The 18,735-nt window shown below is 71.2% G+C and carries 19 protein-coding genes and 1 tRNA gene; 11 read left to right on the forward strand and 9 right to left on the reverse strand.

The annotated features are described in order from the left end of the window. The first annotated feature begins 19 nt into the window (after nt 1-19). On the forward strand, nt 20-1,786 hold the full coding sequence (locus RL72_RS09665) for a helicase-associated domain-containing protein (RefSeq protein WP_045250629.1): 1,767 nt from the start codon (nt 20-22) through the stop codon (nt 1,784-1,786). 69 nt (nt 1,787-1,855) lie between these two features. Further along, a complete protein-coding gene (locus RL72_RS09670) occupies nt 1,856-3,499 on the forward strand; it encodes a DNA repair helicase XPB (protein ID WP_045250630.1) in 1,644 nt (547 codons plus the stop codon). A 14-nt stretch (nt 3,500-3,513) separates the two neighbouring features. Here the strand turns inward: RL72_RS09670 and RL72_RS09675 are convergent, their stop codons facing one another. Next, on the reverse strand, nt 3,514-4,404 hold the full coding sequence (locus RL72_RS09675) for an alpha/beta fold hydrolase (protein WP_045250631.1): 891 nt from the start codon (nt 4,402-4,404) through the stop codon (nt 3,514-3,516). Between the two features lie 110 nt (nt 4,405-4,514). On the opposite strand from RL72_RS09675, the gene RL72_RS09680 reads away from it, so the two are divergent. After that, nucleotides 4,515-5,051, forward strand: coding sequence for a TetR/AcrR family transcriptional regulator (locus RL72_RS09680; RefSeq protein WP_045250696.1), 537 nt, complete (start codon nt 4,515-4,517; stop codon nt 5,049-5,051). Nucleotides 5,052-5,066: 15 nt separating this feature from the next. Here RL72_RS09680 and RL72_RS09685 read toward each other — a convergent pair whose 3' ends face one another. After that, on the reverse strand, nt 5,067-5,660 hold the full coding sequence (locus tag RL72_RS09685) for an NADPH-dependent FMN reductase (protein ID WP_045250632.1): 594 nt from the start codon (nt 5,658-5,660) through the stop codon (nt 5,067-5,069). A gap of 88 nt (nt 5,661-5,748) precedes the next feature. On the opposite strand from RL72_RS09685, the gene RL72_RS09690 reads away from it, so the two are divergent. The 3 genes from RL72_RS09690 (at nt 5,749) to RL72_RS09700 (ending at nt 8,575) form a co-directional block, all read left to right on the forward strand. Continuing rightward, complete coding sequence (locus RL72_RS09690; RefSeq protein ID WP_045250633.1) at nt 5,749-6,441, forward strand: response regulator transcription factor; 693 nt, start codon at nt 5,749-5,751, stop codon at nt 6,439-6,441. A 3-nt stretch (nt 6,442-6,444) separates the two neighbouring features. After that, entirely contained in the window at nt 6,445-8,151 is a 1,707-nt protein-coding gene (locus RL72_RS09695; RefSeq protein ID WP_045250634.1) for a sensor histidine kinase, read from the forward strand. Between the two features lie 136 nt (nt 8,152-8,287). After that, entirely contained in the window at nt 8,288-8,575 is a 288-nt protein-coding gene (locus RL72_RS09700; protein WP_045250635.1) for a WXG100 family type VII secretion target, read from the forward strand. A 91-nt stretch (nt 8,576-8,666) separates the two neighbouring features. Here RL72_RS09700 and groL read toward each other — a convergent pair whose 3' ends face one another. The 3 genes from groL to RL72_RS09715 form a co-directional block, all read right to left on the reverse strand. Further along, on the reverse strand, nt 8,667-10,286 hold the full coding sequence (groL, locus tag RL72_RS09705) for a chaperonin GroEL (RefSeq protein ID WP_045250636.1): 1,620 nt from the start codon (nt 10,284-10,286) through the stop codon (nt 8,667-8,669). Between the two features lie 118 nt (nt 10,287-10,404). Beyond that, nucleotides 10,405-11,010 (reverse strand): LytR C-terminal domain-containing protein, encoded by a 606-nt coding sequence (locus tag RL72_RS09710; protein ID WP_045250637.1) that lies wholly within the window; start codon nt 11,008-11,010, stop codon nt 10,405-10,407. A gap of 62 nt (nt 11,011-11,072) precedes the next feature. Then, nucleotides 11,073-11,330 (reverse strand): DUF3263 domain-containing protein, encoded by a 258-nt coding sequence (locus RL72_RS09715; protein ID WP_045250638.1) that lies wholly within the window; start codon nt 11,328-11,330, stop codon nt 11,073-11,075. A gap of 107 nt (nt 11,331-11,437) precedes the next feature. Between RL72_RS09715 and msrB the strand changes: the two genes are divergently transcribed. Both msrB and RL72_RS09725 read left to right on the forward strand, forming a co-directional pair. Further along, nucleotides 11,438-11,854, forward strand: a complete 417-nt coding sequence (gene msrB / locus RL72_RS09720; RefSeq protein WP_045250639.1) for a peptide-methionine (R)-S-oxide reductase MsrB — start codon at nt 11,438-11,440, stop codon at nt 11,852-11,854. Beyond that, entirely contained in the window at nt 11,851-12,384 is a 534-nt protein-coding gene (locus tag RL72_RS09725; RefSeq protein ID WP_045250640.1) for a nitroreductase family protein, read from the forward strand. The genes msrB and RL72_RS09725 overlap by 4 nt, the downstream gene beginning before the upstream one ends. Here RL72_RS09725 and RL72_RS09730 read toward each other — a convergent pair. Then, a complete protein-coding gene (locus tag RL72_RS09730) occupies nt 12,381-13,340 on the reverse strand; it encodes a DMT family transporter (RefSeq protein ID WP_045250697.1) in 960 nt (319 codons plus the stop codon). The genes RL72_RS09725 and RL72_RS09730 overlap by 4 nt on opposite strands. A gap of 114 nt (nt 13,341-13,454) precedes the next feature. Here RL72_RS09730 and RL72_RS09735 point away from each other — a divergent pair, with 114 nt between their 5' ends. Continuing rightward, entirely contained in the window at nt 13,455-14,087 is a 633-nt protein-coding gene (locus RL72_RS09735) for an SOS response-associated peptidase family protein (RefSeq protein ID WP_045250641.1), read from the forward strand. Nucleotides 14,088-14,109: 22 nt separating this feature from the next. Here the strand turns inward: RL72_RS09735 and RL72_RS09740 are convergent. Then, nucleotides 14,110-14,182 (reverse strand) — tRNA-Thr (locus RL72_RS09740). A gap of 82 nt (nt 14,183-14,264) precedes the next feature. Next, nucleotides 14,265-15,227: a DsbA family protein gene (locus tag RL72_RS09745; protein WP_045250642.1), complete on the reverse strand. Its 963-nt coding sequence runs from the start codon at nt 15,225-15,227 to the stop codon at nt 14,265-14,267. 281 nt (nt 15,228-15,508) lie between these two features. On the opposite strand from RL72_RS09745, the gene RL72_RS09750 reads away from it, so the two are divergent. After that, complete coding sequence (locus tag RL72_RS09750; protein ID WP_045250643.1) at nt 15,509-16,612, forward strand: ABC transporter ATP-binding protein; 1,104 nt, start codon at nt 15,509-15,511, stop codon at nt 16,610-16,612. 97 nt (nt 16,613-16,709) lie between these two features. Further along, nucleotides 16,710-18,014 carry a DUF4032 domain-containing protein gene (locus tag RL72_RS09755; RefSeq protein ID WP_045250644.1) on the forward strand — a complete coding sequence of 435 codons (1,305 nt, stop codon included), beginning with the start codon at nt 16,710-16,712 and terminating at the stop codon, nt 18,012-18,014. 16 nt (nt 18,015-18,030) lie between these two features. On the opposite strand, the gene RL72_RS09760 is transcribed toward RL72_RS09755, so the two are convergent. Further along, on the reverse strand, nt 18,031-18,672 hold the full coding sequence (locus RL72_RS09760) for an NAD(P)-dependent oxidoreductase (protein ID WP_045250645.1): 642 nt from the start codon (nt 18,670-18,672) through the stop codon (nt 18,031-18,033). Nucleotides 18,673-18,735 lie beyond the last annotated feature (63 nt).

Consider the following 18,735-nt stretch of genomic DNA (forward strand, 5'->3'; position numbering starts at 1 on the left):
CCCTGCGAGCTGTTCTCCCATGAGCACCCACGCGCGCCTTCTCGCCGAGGCGCTGTCCGCGCGCACGGACGACCAGCTCGCCGCGCTGTTCCGCCGCCGCGAGGTGCGCCCCGACGCGTCGTGGAACGATTTCTTCGACGCGGCTGAGGCGCTGCTGGATCCGTCGTCCGTGGCGAAGGCCCTCCCCCGCCTGACCCGCCAGGAGGCCGCGGGACTGCGCGCAGCGGCATCCGGCGGCGATGCCGGCGCCGCGGCCGAGGCCTTGCGCGCGCTGGCCCTCCTCCCCCCGGCCGACGGCCCGGTCGCACCGTCGGTCGCCGCGGCGGTCGCCGGGCGGGAGATCCCGCAACCGCACCGGCCGGAGACCCCGCAGGGACTCGATGAGGCCGCCGTCGCGCGCGCGGCGGAGCGCGCCTTCACGACGGTCGCCACCCTCGCCGACGCCCTCCTGCTCGCGGAGGAGGGCCCTCTCGCCCTGCTCGCCGGAGGCACGGTCGGGCTCTCCGAGAAGCGGCGGCTCATCGACCGCGGACTGCCCGACGACGCGGCGCTCCTCGACGACGTCCTGGGCCTCGCCGCCGGAGCAGGCCTGCTGCTGCCCGTCGAGCGCACGCTGCGGCTGTCCGACGCCGGCGCCGTGTGGCTCCGCCTCGCGGGCCCGGAGCGCTGGGCCCGGCTGGTCGGCGGGTTCCGAGCCTCGCTGCCCGCAGCGCTGCGCACGCAGGAGGGCGGCTGGATCCCGCTCGCGGCCTGGCCCGACGAGCACCCGTGGGATCCGTCGTGGTCCGACCGCGCGGCCGCGCTCGTCCGCCAGGCCCGTCTGCTGGGCCTCGTCGCCGACGGCCCGGAGCACGCAGCGGGCGGCGTGGGCGCGGAGACCCCGTGGGCCCGCGCCGCGCGGGAGGGCGCGGAGCCGGATCCGCAGGGCCTGAGCGCCTACGTGCCGGCGGAGGTCGATCGGATCTTCCTGCAGAACGACCTCACCGCGATCGCCCCCGGGCCCCTCCTGCCCGCGCTGGATCTCCGCCTGCGCGCGATGGCGACGCGGGAGTCCGCGAGCCAGGCGTCGTCCTACCGCTTCACGGCCGACTCGCTGACCGCCGGCCTGTCCTCCGGCGAGACGGAGGAGAGCGTGCTCGCCTTCCTCGAGGACATCTCGCTGACCGGCGTTCCCCAGCCGCTGCGCTACCTGCTCGCGCAGAGCGCCAGCCGGCACGGGCAGGTGCAGGTCGGGACGGATCCCGGGAGCGGACGCACGCGGGTGCGCAGCGCCGACGAGCACCTGCTGCAGGCGATCGGGGTGGACCAGGCTCTGCGCCCGCTCGGGCTCGTGCCAGAGACGACCGCCGACGGAACCGCGGTGCTCACGACCCGCGTGAACCGCGACACGGTGTTCTGGGCGCTCAGCGACGAGCACTACCCGGCGGCCCTCGTCGACGCCGACGGGGCGGTGGAGCGGCCCGTGCGCGCCACCGCGGCGAGCGCGCCGCCATCGCCCGACGACGCCGCGCGCTACGCCGCACTCCTCGCCCGCCTGCGCGAGGCGCGGGAGGAGGACGCCGACGCGGCGTGGCTGGAGCGCGAGCTCGAACACGCGGCCCGGCAGCGCGCCGTGCTCGCCGTGGAGGTCGCCATGCCCGACGGCACCGCGCGCGAGCTCGTCCTCGAGGTGACCGGCTTCGGCGGCGGCCGCCTGCGGGGCCGGGATCGGGCGAGCGACGTGGAGCGCACGCTCCCGATCCGCTCGATCCTGTCGACCCGCCCTCTCGAGGACGCGGGATCCTGAGCGCAGCACGCGTCGCCGACACCACCGGCGCGCGCCCCGACCTCGACGCGACCGGTAGACTGATCCGCTATGTCTGATGGCCCGCTGATCGTCCAGAGCGACCGCACCGTGCTGCTCGAGGTCGCGCACGCCGACGCCGAGAGCGCGCGGCACGAGCTCGCGATCTTCGCCGAGCTGGAGCGCGCACCCGAGCACATCCACACCTACCGGATCACCCGGCTGGGCCTGTGGAACGCCCGCGCCGCGGGGCACACCGCCGACGACATGCTCGACACGCTCGATCGCTGGTCGCGCTTCCCGGTGCCGCCCTCCGTGTCGGTCGACATCCGCGAGACCGTGAACCGTTACGGCCGCCTCGTGATCGAGCGCGACGACGAGGGCGTGCTCATCCTGCGCTCCTCGGATCCGGCGGTGCTGACCCAGGTCGCCGGCAACAAGCGCATCCAGCCGCTCCTCATCGGCCACCCGGCCCCCGACGTCTACGTCGTGGACGCCTGGGCGCGCGGGCAGATCAAGCAGGAGCTCCTGAAGATCGGCTGGCCCGCGGAGGACCTCGCCGGCTACACCCCGGGCACCCCGCACGAGATCGGTCTGGCCGAGGACGGCTGGACGATGCGCCCCTACCAGCAGCAGGCGGTCGACGCGTTCGCGAAGGACGGCTCGGGCGTGGTGGTGCTCCCCTGCGGCGCAGGGAAGACGATCGTCGGCGCCGGCGCGATGGCCGCCACGAAGACCACCACGCTCATCCTCGTCACGAACGCGGTGTCGGCGCGGCAGTGGCGCGATGAGCTGATCAAGCGCACCAGCCTCACTCCCGAGGAGATCGGCGAGTACTCGGGGCAGGTGAAGGAGGTCAAGCCGGTCACGATCGCGACCTACCAGATCCTCACCGCGAAGCGGAAGGGCCAGTACGCGCACCTCAGCCTGCTCGACGAGATGGACTGGGGCCTCGTGGTCTACGACGAGGTGCACCTGCTCCCGGCGCCGGTGTTCAAGCTGACCGCCGATCTTCAGGCGCGGCGCAGGATCGGCCTCACCGCGACGCTCGTGCGCGAGGACGGCCGCGAAGGCGACGTGTTCAGCCTCATCGGCCCCAAGCGCTTCGACGCCCCGTGGAAGCAGATCGAGGCGCAGGGCTTCATCTCCCCCGCCGCCTGCTACGAGGTGCGCGTCGACCTGCCGCCGGACGACCGGCTCGAATACGCCGCCGCGACCGACGACGAGCGCTACCGGCTGGCGGCGTCGGCACCGGCGAAGATCACCGCCGTGCGCGAGCTCATCGCCAAGCACCCCGGCGAGCGGATCCTCGTGATCGGGCAGTACCTCGACCAGCTCGAAGAGCTGTCCCAGGCTCTGAACGCGCCGTCGATCACGGGCGCGACCCCGGTCGACGAGCGCGAGGAGCTCTACCGGCAGTTCCGCGAGGGCGAGATCGAGCTGCTCGTGGTCTCGAAGGTCGCGAACTTCTCGATCGACCTGCCCGAGGCCTCGGTCGCGATCCAGGTCTCCGGATCCTTCGGCTCCCGCCAGGAGGAGGCGCAGCGCCTGGGACGGCTTCTGCGGCCGAAGCAGTCGGGGCACACGGCGAGCTTCTACACGCTCATCGCGCGCGACACGGTGGACCAGGACTACGCGCAGAACCGGCAGCGCTTCCTCGCCGAGCAGGGCTACAGCTACACGATCATGGACGCGCACGAGCTCGAGGCGGCCTGACGCACGACGCGGCGTCAGGCCGCGCCGGCGAACCATTCCAACGCCAGCCGGACGACCTCGTCGGGACGGTCATCGGTGAGGAAATGCGCGCCGCCGTCGACGAAAGCGAGCTCGAACCGGTCGGCGTGCTGCGCACTGTTCCGACAGATGCGGCGCACCGTCGCCTCTGCGAACGGGCCGTCCTCGCTGCCGAACACGCAAAGCATGGGCGGGCGCAGGCGCATCCGCTTGTAAACGCCGCCCATCAGCCGCCTCGAGACCGGGATCACCATGCCGCGGTACAGCGCTGCCACGGCACGTTCGATCTCAGGGCGCTCGTGCGCCCGCAGGTAGCCCTCGATCGTTTCGTCGGCCATCCGGTGCGCCGCGTACCTCGGTCCGAACAGATATCGCAACGAGCTCCCCGCGCGGTGCAGGACCAGCGCGGGCATGTGCGAGAACGCCGGCATCAGCCGGGGCGAGAACTCCATGAACCCCGGCGGCACCGCCACCTGCACGATCGCCCGCACGCGCTCCGGGTTCCGGTACGCCAGCTGCATCCCGGAGATGGCTCCCATGTCGTGGCAGAGGAATCGCGCAGCGCCGATGCCGAGAGCGTCCAGCACCGCGGTCACGTCATCCAGCTGGGACTCCGCCCCGAACCGTGCATCGTCGGCCTCGGGCCAGCCTGAGCCGCGCAGATCCGGACAGACCACGTGGTATCCCTCTGCGGCGATCGCCGGCGCGATGGTGCGCCACTGCCACCAGTGCATCGGGAACCCGTGTAGAAGAACGACCGGATCGCCCGTGCCGATCGACGCCACATGGGTGCGCAGACCCCGTGTCATCACCATCGTGTGGGTGAAACCGGCTGCCTCGGGGAGCGGTGGCGACCATTCCGCAGAGACGGATGCGGATGCGTTCATGGCGCGACCTCCCTGTCGTCGCACTGCGCGGACCGCTGCGGTTCGCCCTCTCAGGGTACTACGATCATAGTGTCGTCTCTACTATGAAAATAGTGATCTACGCTCGTCCCATGAGCACTACGCGACGTCGGGCGCTCGATGCCGCTGTGGCACTGATCGGCACAGAGGGGATCCGCGCGCTCACCCATGGCCGCGTCGACGCTGCCGCCGCACTCCCTCCAGGATCCACGTCGAATCACTTCCGCACCCGGGCAGCGCTCGTCTCCGGTGTCGTCGAGTGGCTGGCGACCCAGGAGCGCGCGGACGCCGGCCTCCCGGACATCGGCTCCGCCGACGACTTCATCGACACGCTCTCCCGAATGATCGAGCTCCAGTCCGGCCCCCTCGCGGCGCGGACCAGGGCGCGCTACGCGCTGTTCCTGGAGGCGGACGAGGACGCCGCGCGACCGCTGCGGGAGCAACGGCTCGGCATGGAGGCCTGGGTGCGCGGGATCCTGACGCAGCTCGGCGGAGATGCAGCGGCGCCCCGCACCGCGTTGGTGATGGCCGCCGGCGACGGTCTGCTGCTGCACCGGGTCACCGTCGATCCCCACGCCCCGATCCGCGAGGTGATCGCGCGTGCCGTGCATGCCGCCCTGGACGACTGAGCGGCCGGTGCCGGCTCAGGCCTGCGGGATGACCGTCAGCACCCGCGCCGTGTACTCCGCGAACGCCGCCATGAACTGACGCAGGAACTCCTCGGTGCCCGGCGTGGTGACGCGTCCGTCGTCGTCGATGAGTCCCGGGGAGTAGTGGATGTAGGCCTCGGGCGCGGTCATCTGCCGTGCGTTGAGGAAGCCGAGCGTCGCCCGCAGCGACTGCTGACCGACCGCGGTGCCGATGGCACCCATGGAGGCGCCGACCACCCCGGTCGGCTTGTGCGCCCACACGTTCTGCCCCCACGGCCTGCTGCCCCAGTCGATCGCGTTCTTGAGCGGCCCCGGGAGTGAGCGGTTGTATTCGGGGGTGACGAACAGCAGCGCATCGGCGCTCGCGACCTGAGCTTTGAAATCGAGCGCGACCTGCGGATAGTCGGCGTCGAAGTCGCGGTTGTACAGCGGCAGGTCGGCGTAGGAGATCTCGAAGAACTCGAACCCCTCGGGAGCGAGATGGGTCAGCGCGTTCGCGAGACGACGGTTGATGGACTCCTTCGAGAGGCTGCCGACGATGACGCCCACCCGGTACGGGCCCTCGTGTTCGATGATGTCGATCTTCATGGCATCACTCTGCACCCGGCACCCCTGCTTCACCAGAGGAATGGCCCGCAATCAGCCCGAACACGGATCCGGTCACCATAATGGGGGCATGACTGAAGCGCGCATCCTGGTCGTCGACGACGAACCCAACATCCGCGATGTCCTCTCCACGGGCCTGAGCTTCGCCGGTTTCTCGGTGAAGACGGTGGCCAACGGCGCGGCCACGATCTCGGCCGTGCTCGAGGAGGAGCCAGACCTCATCATCCTCGACGTGATGCTGCCCGACATGAACGGCTTCAGCGTGACCAAGCGCCTGCGCGGCGCCGGGTTCACCGCGCCGATCCTCTTCCTCACCGCGAAGGACGACACCGAGGACAAGATCGAGGGGTTGAACGCCGGCGGCGACGACTACGTCACCAAGCCCTTCGCCCTGGACGAGATCGTCGCCCGCGCTCAGGCGATCCTGCGCCGCACCATGCAGGCCGACGAGGAGTCGGTGATCCGCGCCGGCGAGCTGTCCATGGATCAGGACACGCACGACGTGTTCGTCGGATCCAGCCCGATCGAGCTCAGCCCGACCGAGTTCAAGCTGCTGCGGTATCTCATGCTGAACCCCAACCGGGTGCTGTCGAAGGCGCAGATCCTCGACCACGTCTGGGAGTACGACTTCAACGGCGACGCCGGCATCGTGGAGAGCTACATCTCGTACCTGCGCCGCAAGATCGACCCGCACACCGAGGAGCCGGTGATCCAGACCAAGCGCGGCTTCGGCTACATGCTCAAGGTGGGGAAGACCGCGTAGCGGATGGGCGAGCCCGACGCGATCACGCGATGGTGGCGCCGGATCAGCCTTCGCGCGAAGGTCACCGGCGTCACCGTCGGCGTGCTCGCGCTCGGCCTGATCGTCACCGGCATCGGCACCATGCCGATCCTGCGCAACCTGCTGATCGGCAACGTCGAGTCGCAGCTGCCCGCGCTCGTCACCAGTGACCTCGCGACGATCACCCCGAACGCTGCCGGCGGGTTCAGCGCCGCCCTGAAGGACGAGCGGCCCGGGCTGTCGGAGTACTTCGTCGCCGTCTACGACGCCCAGGGCGCCCTGGTGTTCTCCGGCGGTGGCGAGGCCAAGGCCACGAAGCCCGAGTTCCCCACCACGTACACGCTGGCGCGCGCGACCCTGGACGCAGGACGCACCGATCCGATCGTGCTGCGCGGTGCGGACGGGTCCGAGTTCCGCGCGGCGGTCGCCGTGCGCGAGGATCCGACCTCGAACATCACCTTCATCCAGTTCGTCGCGCTCTCGCTGAATGAGCCGGACCGCATCATCGCGACCTTCTTCGGCGTCTTCACGACCGTGGCCCTGGTCACCATCATCGTCGCGGCGCTCGCGACGCGCGGACTGGTCACGCTGACCTTCCGCCGGCTCGGCCGCGTGGAGTCGACGGCGATGGCGATCGCGGCCGGCGACTTCAGCCAGCGCCTCGCCGATCTCGAGCCGACCACGGAGGTCGGCCGCCTGAACGGCGCGATCAACACGATGCTCGACCGGCTCGACGCCTCGATCGCGCAACGGGACCGGTCCGTGCAGCAGATGCGCCGATTCGTCGGCGACGCCAGCCACGAGCTGCGCACGCCACTGGTCAGCGTGCGCGGCTATGCCGAGCTGTACCGAATGGGCGCGATCAAGGGCGACGAGGACACCGCCCGCGCGATGGACCGGATCGAGAAGGAGGCGCTGCGGATGGGCGTGCTCGTCGAGGATCTGCTGGCCCTCGCCCGGCTGGACGAGCAGCGCGAGCTCACCATCGAGCCGCTCGACCTGCGACCGCTCGCGCAGGACGCGGCGCTCGACCTGCGCGCCGCGGCGCCCGAGCGCACCGTGACCGTGGTGGACATGACCGCGGAGGCGCCGCAGGCCGCGGCCGCGGAGCCCTCGGTATCCCCCATCACCCGACCCGCACCCACGGCACGCGCCGCGAACGCCCGCGGCCGCATCCCCGCGATCCTGCGCCGGCGTCCGCGCGAGGACAGCCCGGTGCCGGAGATCGACTTCTCGGAGGCGGTGGTCGCGCCGGTCTCCACTCCGCCGATCGTGCTCGGCGAGGAGAACAAGGTGCGCCAGGTGATCGCAAACCTGCTCGGCAACGCCCGCCGGTTCTCGCCGGGCGACTCCCCCATCGAGGTCGTCGTGGGGGCGGACCGGCATCGCGGGGTCGGCTGGTTCTCGATCGTCGACCACGGCGAGGGTGTGCCGGAGCAGATCCGCGATCAGATCTTCCAGCGCTTCTGGCGCGCCGACTCGTCGCGCACGCGCGACACCGGCGGCGCGGGACTGGGTCTCGCGATCGTGGCGTCGATCGTCCGTGCCCTGAACGGCTCCGTGCAGGTCACGGAGACCGTCGGCGGCGGCGCCACGTTCACCGTCTCGCTGCCACTCGCGCCCTCGCGCGCCACCCCCGAGCATCTGCTGCAGGACACGCAGCCCATCGAGCCGCTCGACCTGCCGCGCTGAGCCTCGGGAGCCGGCCGACCGGCCCGCACAGGCGTCGCCGCTCACCGTCTGTGCACGCGATGCGCGACCGGCCGTACGGGGGCGGTGCGGGGACCTAGCGTCGGACGCATCCGCTGTCCCGACGAAAGGTTCTCCCATGTCCGTCTTCACCGTCGACACCGACGCCGTCGCCACCACGCGGCTCTCGGTGGGCGCCACCGCCGAACGACTCCAGAACGACGCCGCGGCCATGATGGCGCAGCTCACCCAGCTGCAGTCGTCCTGGACCGGCGCCGCATCCGCCGCCTGCCAGGACGCCGCGGAGCAGTGGCGCGGCGCACAGGCGCACGTCGAGCAGGCGCTGGCGGCGATCGCGCAGGCGCTCGGCTCGGCCGCGCAGTTCTACGCCCAGGCCGAGAGCGACTCGACGGCGCTGTTCCGCTGAGCGAGCACGTCCCTGCGGTGCGGATCGCCCTGCAGGGACGGAGAAGGCCCCCGGGACGGATCCCGGGGGCCTTCTCGATGGAGGTCTGGACTCAGAAGTCCATGCCGCCGGACGGGTCGCCCATCGGAGCGGGGGCCTTCTCCGGCTTGTCGGCCACGACCGCCTCGGTGGTGAGGAACAGGCCGGCGATCGACGCGGCGTTCTGCAGCGCCGAACGGGTAACCTTGGCCGGGTCGATGATGCCCTGCGCGAACATGTCACCGTACTCGCCGGTCGCGGCGTTGAGGCCGTGACCCGTGGGGAGCTCGGAGACCTTGTGCGCCACGACGCCCGGCTCAAGACCGGCGTTGAGGGCGATCTGCTTGAGCGGCGCCTCGATCGCGACGCGCACGATGTTCGCGCCGGTCGCCTCGTCGCCGACGAGCTCGAGGCCGTTGAGGGCCTTCGTGCCGGACTGGATCAGGGCGACGCCACCACCGGCGACGATGCCCTCCTCGACGGCCGCCTTCGCGTTGCGCACGGCGTCCTCGATGCGGTGCTTGCGCTCCTTGAGCTCGACCTCGGTGGCCGCGCCCGCCTTGATGACGGCCACGCCGCCGGCGAGCTTGGCGAGGCGCTCCTGCAGCTTCTCGCGGTCGTAGTCGCTGTCGGTGTTCTCGATCTCGCGACGGATCTGCGTGACGCGACCCTCGATCTGGGAAGCCTCGCCGGCGCCCTCGACGATCGTGGTCTCGTCCTTGGTGACGATGACCTTGCGCGCACGGCCCAGCTCGGCGAGCGTGGTGTTCTCGAGCTTGAGGCCGACCTCCTCGGTGATCACGGTGCCACCGGTGAGGATCGCGATGTCCTGCAGCTGCGCCTTGCGGCGGTCCCCGAAGCCCGGAGCCTTGACGGCCACGGACTTGAAGATGCCCTTGAGCTTGTTCAGCACGAGCGTCGCGAGAGCCTCGCCCTCGACGTCCTCGGCGATGATGACGAGCTCCTTGCCGTCCTGGATCACCTTGTCGACGACGGGCAGAAGGTCCTTGATGTTGGAGATCTTCTGGTTCGCGATGAGGATGTACGGGTCCTCGAAGACGGCCTCCTGGCGCTCCGGGTCCGTGACGAAGTAGGGGTTCAGGTAGCCCTTGTCGAAGCGCATGCCCTCGGTGAGCTCGAGCTCGGTGCCGAAGGTCTGCGACTCCTCGACGGTGACGACGCCCTCCTTGCCGACCTTGTCGATCGCCTCGGCGATGAGCTCGCCGATGGCCGGGTCGGCGGCGGAGATGGACGCGGTGGCGGCGATCTCCTCCTTGGACTCGATCTCCTTCGCGCTGGCGAGCAGCTCCGCGGTGATGGCCGCGACGGCCTTCTCGATGCCCTTCTTCAGGCTGATCGGGTCGGCGCCGGCGGCGACGTTGCGCAGGCCCTCGCGGACGAGCGCCTGAGCCAGGACGGTGGCGGTCGTGGTGCCGTCTCCGGCGACGTCGTCGGTCTTCTTGGCGACCTCCTTGACGAGCTCCGCGCCGATCTTCTCGTACGGGTCGTCGAGCTCGATCTCCTTGGCGATGGACACGCCGTCGTTCGTGATGGTGGGGGCGCCCCACTTCTTCTCGAGCACGACGTTGCGGCCGCGCGGGCCGAGGGTCACCTTGACCGCGTCGGCCAGGATGTTCAGGCCGCGCTCGAGGCCGCGGCGGGCCTCCTCATCGAAAGCGATGATCTTTGCCATGAGTTCTGTCGTCCCTCCTGGACGTAGACATTGGGTTTAGCACTCAGATCAGTCGAGTGCTAAATCCAGTCTGGCACTCGACCCCTGAGAGTGCAAGCCACGGCGAGCACCACCGCTGTCAGCCCGTGGCGCCGTCCCCGCCCGTGTCCGCGGGAGTCGGCTCGCTCGTGGGCGCGTTCTTCGCGAGATCCCTGCCGATCACCACGGTGAGCTGCTTCTGGCCGGGCACCACGTCGTCCCCGTAGCGGTCGCTCTGCGCGATCTTCGTCGCGCCGAGGAGGGTGGCCAGAGCCTGAGCAGGGGCCTTGTCGGCCTCGGTCTTGTAGTAGACGGTGGTGGTCGGGAAGTCCTGCGTGTCGGCATCGCCCGGCGCCACAGAGCCCGCGGCGAAGCCCGCGTTGACGATCGTGTCCCGCGTCGCCGCCGCCAACCCGTTCACGCCCGTCGCGTTGAGCACGAACACCGCGTAGGTCGTGTCGAGCGCCGGCGGCGCCGAGGTCGCGGTGCGGGAGATCGAGGGCAGAGGCTCGCTCTGGTCGAAGCCGATCTTGCCCATCGTGAGCATCGCGGCGAAGATCCCGACGGCGATCAGCACCACCGTGGCGATCGCCGCCCACAGCAGCACGAACCAGCCGCGCATGCCCGGGTTCTCGGCACGGTGGGCGCCGACGCGTCCCTGCGCGTGCGGGATCACGTCGAATCGGTCGCGGGCGGATTGTGGCATCCCATGATGTTATCCGGCGGGTCCCGTCGGATTCCCTGAACGACAGGCCGACCCGCCGCGGGTCAGCCCGCGGACAGAGCCGTGCGGCCCGCCCGGCGCGCAGCGGCGTCGTCGCGGATCCGGCGCAGCCGGCGCACGAGCATGGGATCCGCCGCCAGGGCCTGCTTCGTGTCGATGACGCGGTCCAGCAGCTGGTAGTAGCGTGCCGGGGTCAGCTGCAGCTCGCCGCGGATCGCCTCCTCCTTGGCGCTCGAGTGCCCGGGACGCCGGGCCTCGAACTCCAGGATCTCGCGCTCGCGGTCGCTGAGGAGGTCGGTCACCTGCCCAGGCTACGTCTGCGACGCCCGCAGGGCGGGGACGACGCGCCCGATGCGCGGCCCGCAGAGCCGGCGGAAGCGGGAGAATGGAAAGGACCCCGGGAGGATCCATGTCGCACCGCGTGACCAAGACCGATGCCGAATGGCGTGCCGAGCTCGCCCCGCAGCAGTACGCCGTGCTGCGCGAGGCCGCGACGGAGCGGCCGTGGACGGGCGAGCTGCTCGACGAGCACCGCGCAGGCCTGTACACGTGCGGCGCGTGCGGTGCCGAGCTCTTCCGCAGCGGGACCAAGTTCGACTCCGGCTGCGGCTGGCCGAGCTTCTACGAGTCGGTCCGCCCCGAGGCCGTGGAGCTCATCGAGGACACCAGCCTGGGTATGGTGCGCACCGAGGTGCGCTGCGCCGCGTGCGGCTCGCACCTCGGCCACGTGTTCCCCGACGGCTTCGGCACCCCCACGGGCGACCGCTACTGCATGAACTCGATCGCGCTGTCCTTCCAGCCGGACGAGGGCGCCGCCGAGGCATGAGCGCTCTCGAAGCCGCCCGTCGCCGGCAGTCCTGGTCGAAGGTGACCCCCGAGGCGCCGACGCGCGAGCAGCTGCTCCCGCTCGTCGCCGCGGCCGGCCGCGTGGCGGACCACTCCTCGCTGCAGCCCTGGCGGCTGATCGAGCTGCGCGGAGAGGACCGGATCCGCCTCGGTGAGGCGATCTCCCGGGTGCGCGGCGACGACGAGCCCTCGACCAAGCCGCTGCGCGCCTCCCTGCTCATCGCCGTGGTCGCGAGCTACCGGCCGAGCGAGAAGGTCCCGCGGTGGGAGCAGGAGGCCGTCGCCTCGGGCGTCGCGCACCTGCTCAGCCTGCTGCTGGACGAGGCCGGGTGGGGCGTCATCTGGCGCACCGGCGACTACACCCGCAGCCCCGAGGTGGCCGCGCTGCACGGGCTCGGCGAGGACGAGGCGCTGCTCGGCTGGCTCTACGTGGGCGGCAAGCCCGACCGCTCCCCCGGCTCCCGCCGCACGGTGGATCCGGAGCCGCTGCTGACCGCGCTGCCGCGCTAGACAGCCCCTCCGCGCTCGACGGATCCGCTCTCGCGCCGCCGACGCGGCCAGGGCAGCGCCACCAGCACGGAGAGGCCCGCGGCGAGCACCATCCCGATGACCTGCCACGGCGCGGGACCCGCCGCGGGAGGCCAGAAGAGGTCGATCAGCACCGAGACGACGAGCTGCCCGAGCACGGCGCCCAGCCCCATCAGCAGCACCCCGGTGCGCGCCACGATGACGACGCCCAGCAGGATGTAGGCCGCGCCGAGCAGCCCGCCCAGGTACAGCCAGAGGTCGCCGGGGAACGCGGTCGGGAGCGGGTGCGGTGCACCCCTGACCAGCAGGCTCACGGCCACGGACGCGGACAGCACGACCACCCCGCCGAGGAAGCTGATGTACGTGGCGCCGAGCGGCGAGGCGAGGCGCTGCCCCAGGCGCCCGTTCACCGCCGACTGGAAGGCGATGCCCGCGCCGGTGAGGAAGGGCAGCACGAGCATCCACAGCGGTGCGCGCGAGAGCACGTCGCCGCCCAGCGAGAACCCGACCGCGACCAGGGCGCACAGTCCGCCGATCAGCCGCCCCGGAGTGATGGCGACCACGCCGGCCGGACCGAAGCCGACCCGGTCGAGCAGCAAGCCGTGCAGGGTCTGACCCGCCACGACGCCGACCGTGAACAGTGCGACGCCGAGGACCCCGGCGACCAGCCCCTGCGTCGACACCGTCAGCGCACCGCACGCGCCGCCGAGCAGCATCCACCAGGGGACGCCGCCGCTGCGCACTCCGCGCCACACCCGGCCCAGGGCCGCCCGGCCGGACCCGCGCAGCAGCACCGGCACGCTCAGCAGCACCAGCCCCACGGCGAAGGACACCCAGCCGGCGAGGACGCCGTTGTCGAGCCGCACGCCGAGCTGGCCGTTCACACGCGCCTGGATCGCGGTCATCGCGCCGATCGCCACCGCTCCGCCGAGCGCCAGCGCGGTGCCGGCACGGGGCGGGCGCGGCGGGCGATCGATCACCGTCCCGAGCCTACTCGGCGCGGATGCGCCGCCGGCCGCGCCGATGTCGGTGCCGCGCGGTACGCTCCAGCCATGTGCGCGAGCTACGGACTGGATCCCCGGTTCAGCGATCAGCAGCTGATCGAGGAGGCCGACGACGAACTGATGGAGGGCATCCGCGCGTGGGCGCGGCGCAACGCCGACGAGGCGGTGCGACCGACCGGACGGCTGCTGCGCAACCTCAATCCGATCCTGCTGCCCTCCGATCCGGCTCCGCTGCTCGAGGAGGCGTGGTGGGGCTTCCTGATCGACGGCAGACCCTCGCGGTTCCCCTCGATCAACACCCGCTCCGAACGGCTGCAGGAGCGCCCCGGCGGGCTGCGCGGCCGGGCGATCGTCCCCGCGACGCGCTGGTTCGAGATGCAGAAGCCATCGAAGACCTGGCACGAGTTCGGACTGGACGGCGCGCTGTTCGGCATGGCGGCGGTGACGCAGCGCGGCCGCGCCGAAGACGGGTCCTGGTTCACCTGCTATTCGATCGTGATGCAGCCCGCGCCCGAGCGGCTGACCGGGATCCACGACCGGATGCCGGTGCTGATCCCCGCGGGGTTCGCGAACGACTGGCTGACCGGAGAGCCGACGCGTGAGCTGATGGACGAGGCGCTGCTCGCCTCGTCCGACGCGACCCGGTGGGTGCAGGCCGCCACGATGACGTCGGCGCCCTGAGCGCCCCGCCGGACGGGATCGGAGCCTCCTGCCGGACTCGAACCGGCCACCTGCGGTTTACAAGGCCGCTGCTCTACCAGATGAGCTAAGGAGGCGTACAGCGGTCGCGCTCCACGGCGCGACCGCTCCACAGCGTAGCAAGCGCCCGGCAGGGCCGGTCGCCGTGCGGCCCTGGGATCAGGGCGTGACGGTCGGGCTCGGCGTGGGGGTGATGGTCGGACCGGGCGTCCCGTAGTACGAGTCGCTCGCCACGGACAGCACGAACTGGCTGAACTCGGCGGCGTCCGTGAGGGAGCCGGCGTAGACCTGGCCGTTCACGACGATCGTCGGCGCGCCGCTCAGCGCGGCCTTCTTCGAGCCGGGCAGCGGCCCGTCGACGGCTCGCTGCGTCACATCCTTGACCCAGGAGTCGTAGGTGCCGTCCTCGACGCACCCGCGCATGCCCTCCGCGTCCTTGACGCCGCTGTCGACCGCGAGCTTCACGAGCTCCTTGTCGCTCTTGCCGTCCGTGTCCTGCTTGGGCTGATCGATCAGCAGGGCGTGGTTGTAGGCGTAGAAGACGTCGGGCTGCCGCGCTGCGACGCAGGCCGCGGCGGACGCCGCGCGCAGCGAGTACTTGGTGCCGTTGGAGTTGGCCGTGAGCAGCGCGACCGGGTGGTAGGTCACGGTGGCCGCTTCCTGGTCGACCCACGTCGCGAGCTGCTTGGCGTTCGCGCGCTCGAAGTCGCCGGCCCCCGGCGAGAGGTAGTCGACGTACACATGGATGTCCACCGGGCCGGACGAAGACGTCGGATCCGGGGTCGGCGTCGACGACGCGGTCGCGGACGGCGCGGCGGCGCTGCTCGGGCTGGGCGTCGGAGTGGAGGCGGCGCGGGCCGACGCGAGGTCGCCCTTCGTGACCTCGACGCCGTCGTCCTTCAGGTTCGACGGGCTGAGCGAGGGCTTCGACACCGCCGACCCCACGGCCCACGCCACGGCGCCGCCGGCGGCGCCGACGACGACGATCGCGACCACGGCGATGATCACGCGTCGCATGATCCGGGCGCGGGACTGCTGGGCGTTCACCTGCTGGGCCTTCTCCCGCACGGCCGCACGCGAGTGCGAGGGCGTGGGGACGTTCGGCGTTTCGTCGCTCGACATCGTTCCTCTTGGTTCCTGGGGATGGGCCATCCCGGCGTCCGACCGCCAACGGGCGCGGCACGGCACGGGTTCGATGCTAGCCAGGCAGGCTGAGAAATGCCCAGACGAGGACTGGCCGCTCCCTGCGAGCCCGGAAGCGGAAAGCGCTTCACGGGGATAGACCTCCCCGGACGGCGCATGTCATACTGAACGCGGCCCGACGGCGGGCCACGGCGGGCTCACCCTCGTCGCTTTTTCACTACGGATCGTCCGGCACGTACCTGCCGGTGAAGGAGAAGACAATGGCAACCGTGACCTTCGACGAGGCCACCCGGCTCTACCCCGGCGGCACCCGCCCCGCGGTCGACAAGCTGAACATCGAGATCGCCGACGGCGAGTTCCTGGTTCTGGTCGGCCCCTCCGGCTGCGGAAAGTCCACCTCGCTGCGCATGCTCGCCGGCCTCGAAGAGGTCAACGCGGGCCGCATCCTCATCGGCGACCGCGACGTCACCGACGTCCCGCCCAAGGACCGCGACATCGCGATGGTGTTCCAGAACTACGCCCTGTACCCGCACATGACCGTCGCCGAGAACATGGGCTTCGCGCTCAAGATCGCCGGCGTCGGCAAGGAGGAGCGTGCCGCCCGCGTGCTCGAGGCCGCCAAGCTCCTCGACCTGGAGCAGTACCTCACCCGCAAGCCGAAGGCGCTCTCCGGCGGTCAGCGTCAGCGCGTCGCCATGGGTCGCGCGATCGTGCGTCAGCCGCAGGTGTTCCTCATGGACGAGCCGCTGTCGAACCTCGACGCGAAGCTCCGCGTGCAGACCCGCACCCAGATCGCGTCCCTGCAGCGCCGCCTCGGCGTCACCACCGTCTACGTGACGCACGACCAGACCGAGGCGCTCACGATGGGCGACCGCATCGCCGTGCTCAAGGACGGCCTGCTGCAGCAGGTCGGCTCGCCGCGCGACCTGTACGAGAACCCGAGCAACGTGTTCGTCGCCGGCTTCATCGGCTCCCCCGCGATGAACCTCTTCGCGGCCGACCTCGCCGACGGCGGCGTGCAGTTCGGCTCCGAGGTCGTCCCGCTCGACCGCGAGACGGTCAGCGGCGCCACGGGCTCGCAGATCACGGTCGGCGTGCGCCCCGAGGACATCACGGTCGGCCCCGCCGACGGCAAGGGCCTGTCGGTCGTCGTCGACCTGGTGGAGGAGCTCGGCGCCGACGGCTACCTCTACGGGCACACCGAGATCAACGGCAAGCGCACCGACCTGGTCGCGCGCGTCGACGGCCGCAACCACCCGAACGCGGGCGAGACCGTCACGCTGGCCGCGAACCCGGGCCACGTGCACGCGTTCGACCTCGAGTCGGGCGAGCGCCTGAACAAGAAGCCCATCGCGGCTTCCTGAGCATCCGATAGCGCGACGCGGCGCGGGGGTTCGTCCCTCGCGCCGCGTCGTCGTCTCCGGGGCGGTCCCGCCCCTGGCTCGAGCCCGAGGAGCAGGCATGAAGGACGCACTGAGCATCACCGCGAGCGCGGTGGATCCCGGGCTGCTGTCGCTGCCGTGGTCGCAGCCGCTTTCCAAGTGGCCGTCGGAGGTGATCGTGTCCCTGCCGAAGGGACTCTCCCGGCACCTGGTGCGCTTCGCAGACCTGAGCGGATCCGTCGTCGCCGTCAAGGAGACGACGGAGGAGATGGCCCGGCGCGAGTATGAGATGCTCGGCAACCTCGCACGGCTCGACGTGCCCTGCGTCTCGCGCGTGGCGGTCATCGCCGGCCGCACCGACAGCCGCGGCAACCCGCTTCCGGCAGCGCTCGTGACCTCGCACCTGAAGTTCTCGATGCCCTATCGCGCGCTGTTCACGCGAGTGCTGCGTCCGGACACCGCCACGCGGCTCGTCGATGCGCTCGCGCTGCTGCTCGTGCGGCTGCACAACGTCGGCTTCTACTGGGGCGACGTGTCGCTGTCGAACGCGCTGTTCCGCCGCGATGCCGGGGCCTTCGCCGCCTATCTCGTCGACGCCGAGACCGGCGAGCTGCACGAGGAGGGGCTCACCGACGGCCAACGTGCCTACGACCTGGATCTGGCCCGCACGAACATCGCCGGCGAGATCCTCGACCTCGCCGCCGGCGGGCGGCTGGAGCGGGGCGTGGACGCGGTCGCGATCGCCGACGGGATCGTGTCCTCCTACCGGTCGCTGTGGGCGGCGCTCACGGAGCACGAGTCCTTCGCCGCCGGAGAGGCGTGGCGCATCACCGAGCGGGTGGAGCGGCTCAACGCACTCGGCTTCGACATCGGCGAGATGTCGATCCAGACGACCGCCGACGGCACCCGGGTGGAGATCGAGCCCAAGGTCGTCGACGCGGGGCATCACCAGCGGCGCCTCATCCGCCTGACCGGGCTGGACGTCGAGGAGAACCAGGCGCGGCGCCTGCTGAACGACCTCGACGAGTTCCGGGCCCGCTCCACCAAGCACTGGGCGGACGAGGAGATGTACGCCCATGAGTGGCTCACGCGCGTCTTCGAGCCCGTCGTGCGCGCGATCCCGTACGACCTGCGCGCGAAGCTCGAGCCGGCCGAGGTCTTCCACCAGGTGCTGGAGCACCGCTGGTACATGTCGCAGGCGCAGGGACGCTCGGTGCCGCTGGCGGAGGTGCTGACGTCGTACATCAACGAGGTGCTGCGGCATCGCCGCGACGAGGCCACCATCATGGGCCCGCCGACGGAGACCATGTCGCTGCCCGTGATCACCGGGAGCGTCCCCGTCGACGGCGAGGACGCGGACGTCGACTGGCGCGACCTGGTCTGACCGGCGTCCTTCCGGGTCAGTAGCCGACGGTGAAGCGCTGGCGGCGGTGCGTGCCCTTCTCGATCTCGTCGACGACGGCGACCGCGTAGTCCGCGCCCGAGATGTAGGACTTGCCGTCGGCGTCCTCGACGAACACCTCCCCGCCGTCGCGGTAGGTGCCGGTGCGCTCTCCGGGCACCCAGGCGCCGAACTCCTTCGGCGGGTGCACGTAGAACCAGTCGAGGTCCTCGGGGGTCTCCTGCAGGATCTCGAGCGAGTCGATGCCGAACTTCGCCTCGTGGCGGTACTCCTCGGGGACGCCCAGATCCCACAGACGCGGACCGCCGGGAGCGCTCAGGCTGCCCATCGCCCCGCCCACGACGCCCAGGCGCGTGGACGTGCCGGTCAGCGCCGCCACGAGGGCGCGCACGGCGTCGAGGCCGGAGTCGGTCATGTCCCCGCGCGGCGAGATGGCCGACACGACCACGTCCGCACCGGCGAAGGTGTCGGCGAGCGATGCCGGGTCCAGGACGTTCCCCTGGACGTACTCGACGCCCTCGATCCGGTCCGTCGGCTCCTTGCGGGAGACCGAGACGACCTCGTGTCCTCGCGACGCCGCCTCCGCGGCGATGTGACCGCCGGCGTAGCCGGTTCCTCCGATGACGATGATGCGGGCCATGCGCTTTCCTTCCATTCCTGCACAGGGTACGGAAGGTGAAAGCCGCCACTCTCCCGACCTATT

This window comes from Microbacterium azadirachtae (assembly GCF_000956545.1).
Classification (GTDB): Bacteria; Actinomycetota; Actinomycetes; order Actinomycetales; family Microbacteriaceae; genus Microbacterium; species Microbacterium azadirachtae.

Excerpts from the sequence above, each read along its gene's own strand:
- RL72_RS09665 (WP_045250629.1), top strand. The coding sequence starts at position 20 with ATGAGCACCCACGCGCGCCTTCTCGCCGAGGCGCTGTCCGCGCGCACG.
- RL72_RS09670 (WP_045250630.1), top strand. The coding sequence starts at position 1,856 with ATGTCTGATGGCCCGCTGATCGTCCAGAGCGACCGCACCGTGCTGCTC.
- RL72_RS09675 (WP_045250631.1), bottom strand. The coding sequence starts at position 4,404 with ATGAACGCATCCGCATCCGTCTCTGCGGAATGGTCGCCACCGCTCCCC.
- RL72_RS09680 (WP_045250696.1), top strand. The coding sequence starts at position 4,515 with ATGAGCACTACGCGACGTCGGGCGCTCGATGCCGCTGTGGCACTGATC.
- RL72_RS09685 (WP_045250632.1), bottom strand. The coding sequence starts at position 5,660 with ATGAAGATCGACATCATCGAACACGAGGGCCCGTACCGGGTGGGCGTC.
- RL72_RS09690 (WP_045250633.1), top strand. The coding sequence starts at position 5,749 with ATGACTGAAGCGCGCATCCTGGTCGTCGACGACGAACCCAACATCCGC.
- RL72_RS09695 (WP_045250634.1), top strand. The coding sequence starts at position 6,445 with ATGGGCGAGCCCGACGCGATCACGCGATGGTGGCGCCGGATCAGCCTT.
- RL72_RS09700 (WP_045250635.1), top strand. The coding sequence starts at position 8,288 with ATGTCCGTCTTCACCGTCGACACCGACGCCGTCGCCACCACGCGGCTC.
- groL (WP_045250636.1), bottom strand. The coding sequence starts at position 10,286 with ATGGCAAAGATCATCGCTTTCGATGAGGAGGCCCGCCGCGGCCTCGAG.
- RL72_RS09710 (WP_045250637.1), bottom strand. The coding sequence starts at position 11,010 with ATGCCACAATCCGCCCGCGACCGATTCGACGTGATCCCGCACGCGCAG.
- msrB (WP_045250639.1), top strand. The coding sequence starts at position 11,438 with ATGTCGCACCGCGTGACCAAGACCGATGCCGAATGGCGTGCCGAGCTC.
- RL72_RS09725 (WP_045250640.1), top strand. The coding sequence starts at position 11,851 with ATGAGCGCTCTCGAAGCCGCCCGTCGCCGGCAGTCCTGGTCGAAGGTG.
- RL72_RS09735 (WP_045250641.1), top strand. The coding sequence starts at position 13,455 with ATGTGCGCGAGCTACGGACTGGATCCCCGGTTCAGCGATCAGCAGCTG.
- RL72_RS09745 (WP_045250642.1), bottom strand. The coding sequence starts at position 15,227 with ATGTCGAGCGACGAAACGCCGAACGTCCCCACGCCCTCGCACTCGCGT.
- RL72_RS09750 (WP_045250643.1), top strand. The coding sequence starts at position 15,509 with ATGGCAACCGTGACCTTCGACGAGGCCACCCGGCTCTACCCCGGCGGC.
- RL72_RS09755 (WP_045250644.1), top strand. The coding sequence starts at position 16,710 with ATGAAGGACGCACTGAGCATCACCGCGAGCGCGGTGGATCCCGGGCTG.
- RL72_RS09760 (WP_045250645.1), bottom strand. The coding sequence starts at position 18,672 with ATGGCCCGCATCATCGTCATCGGAGGAACCGGCTACGCCGGCGGTCAC.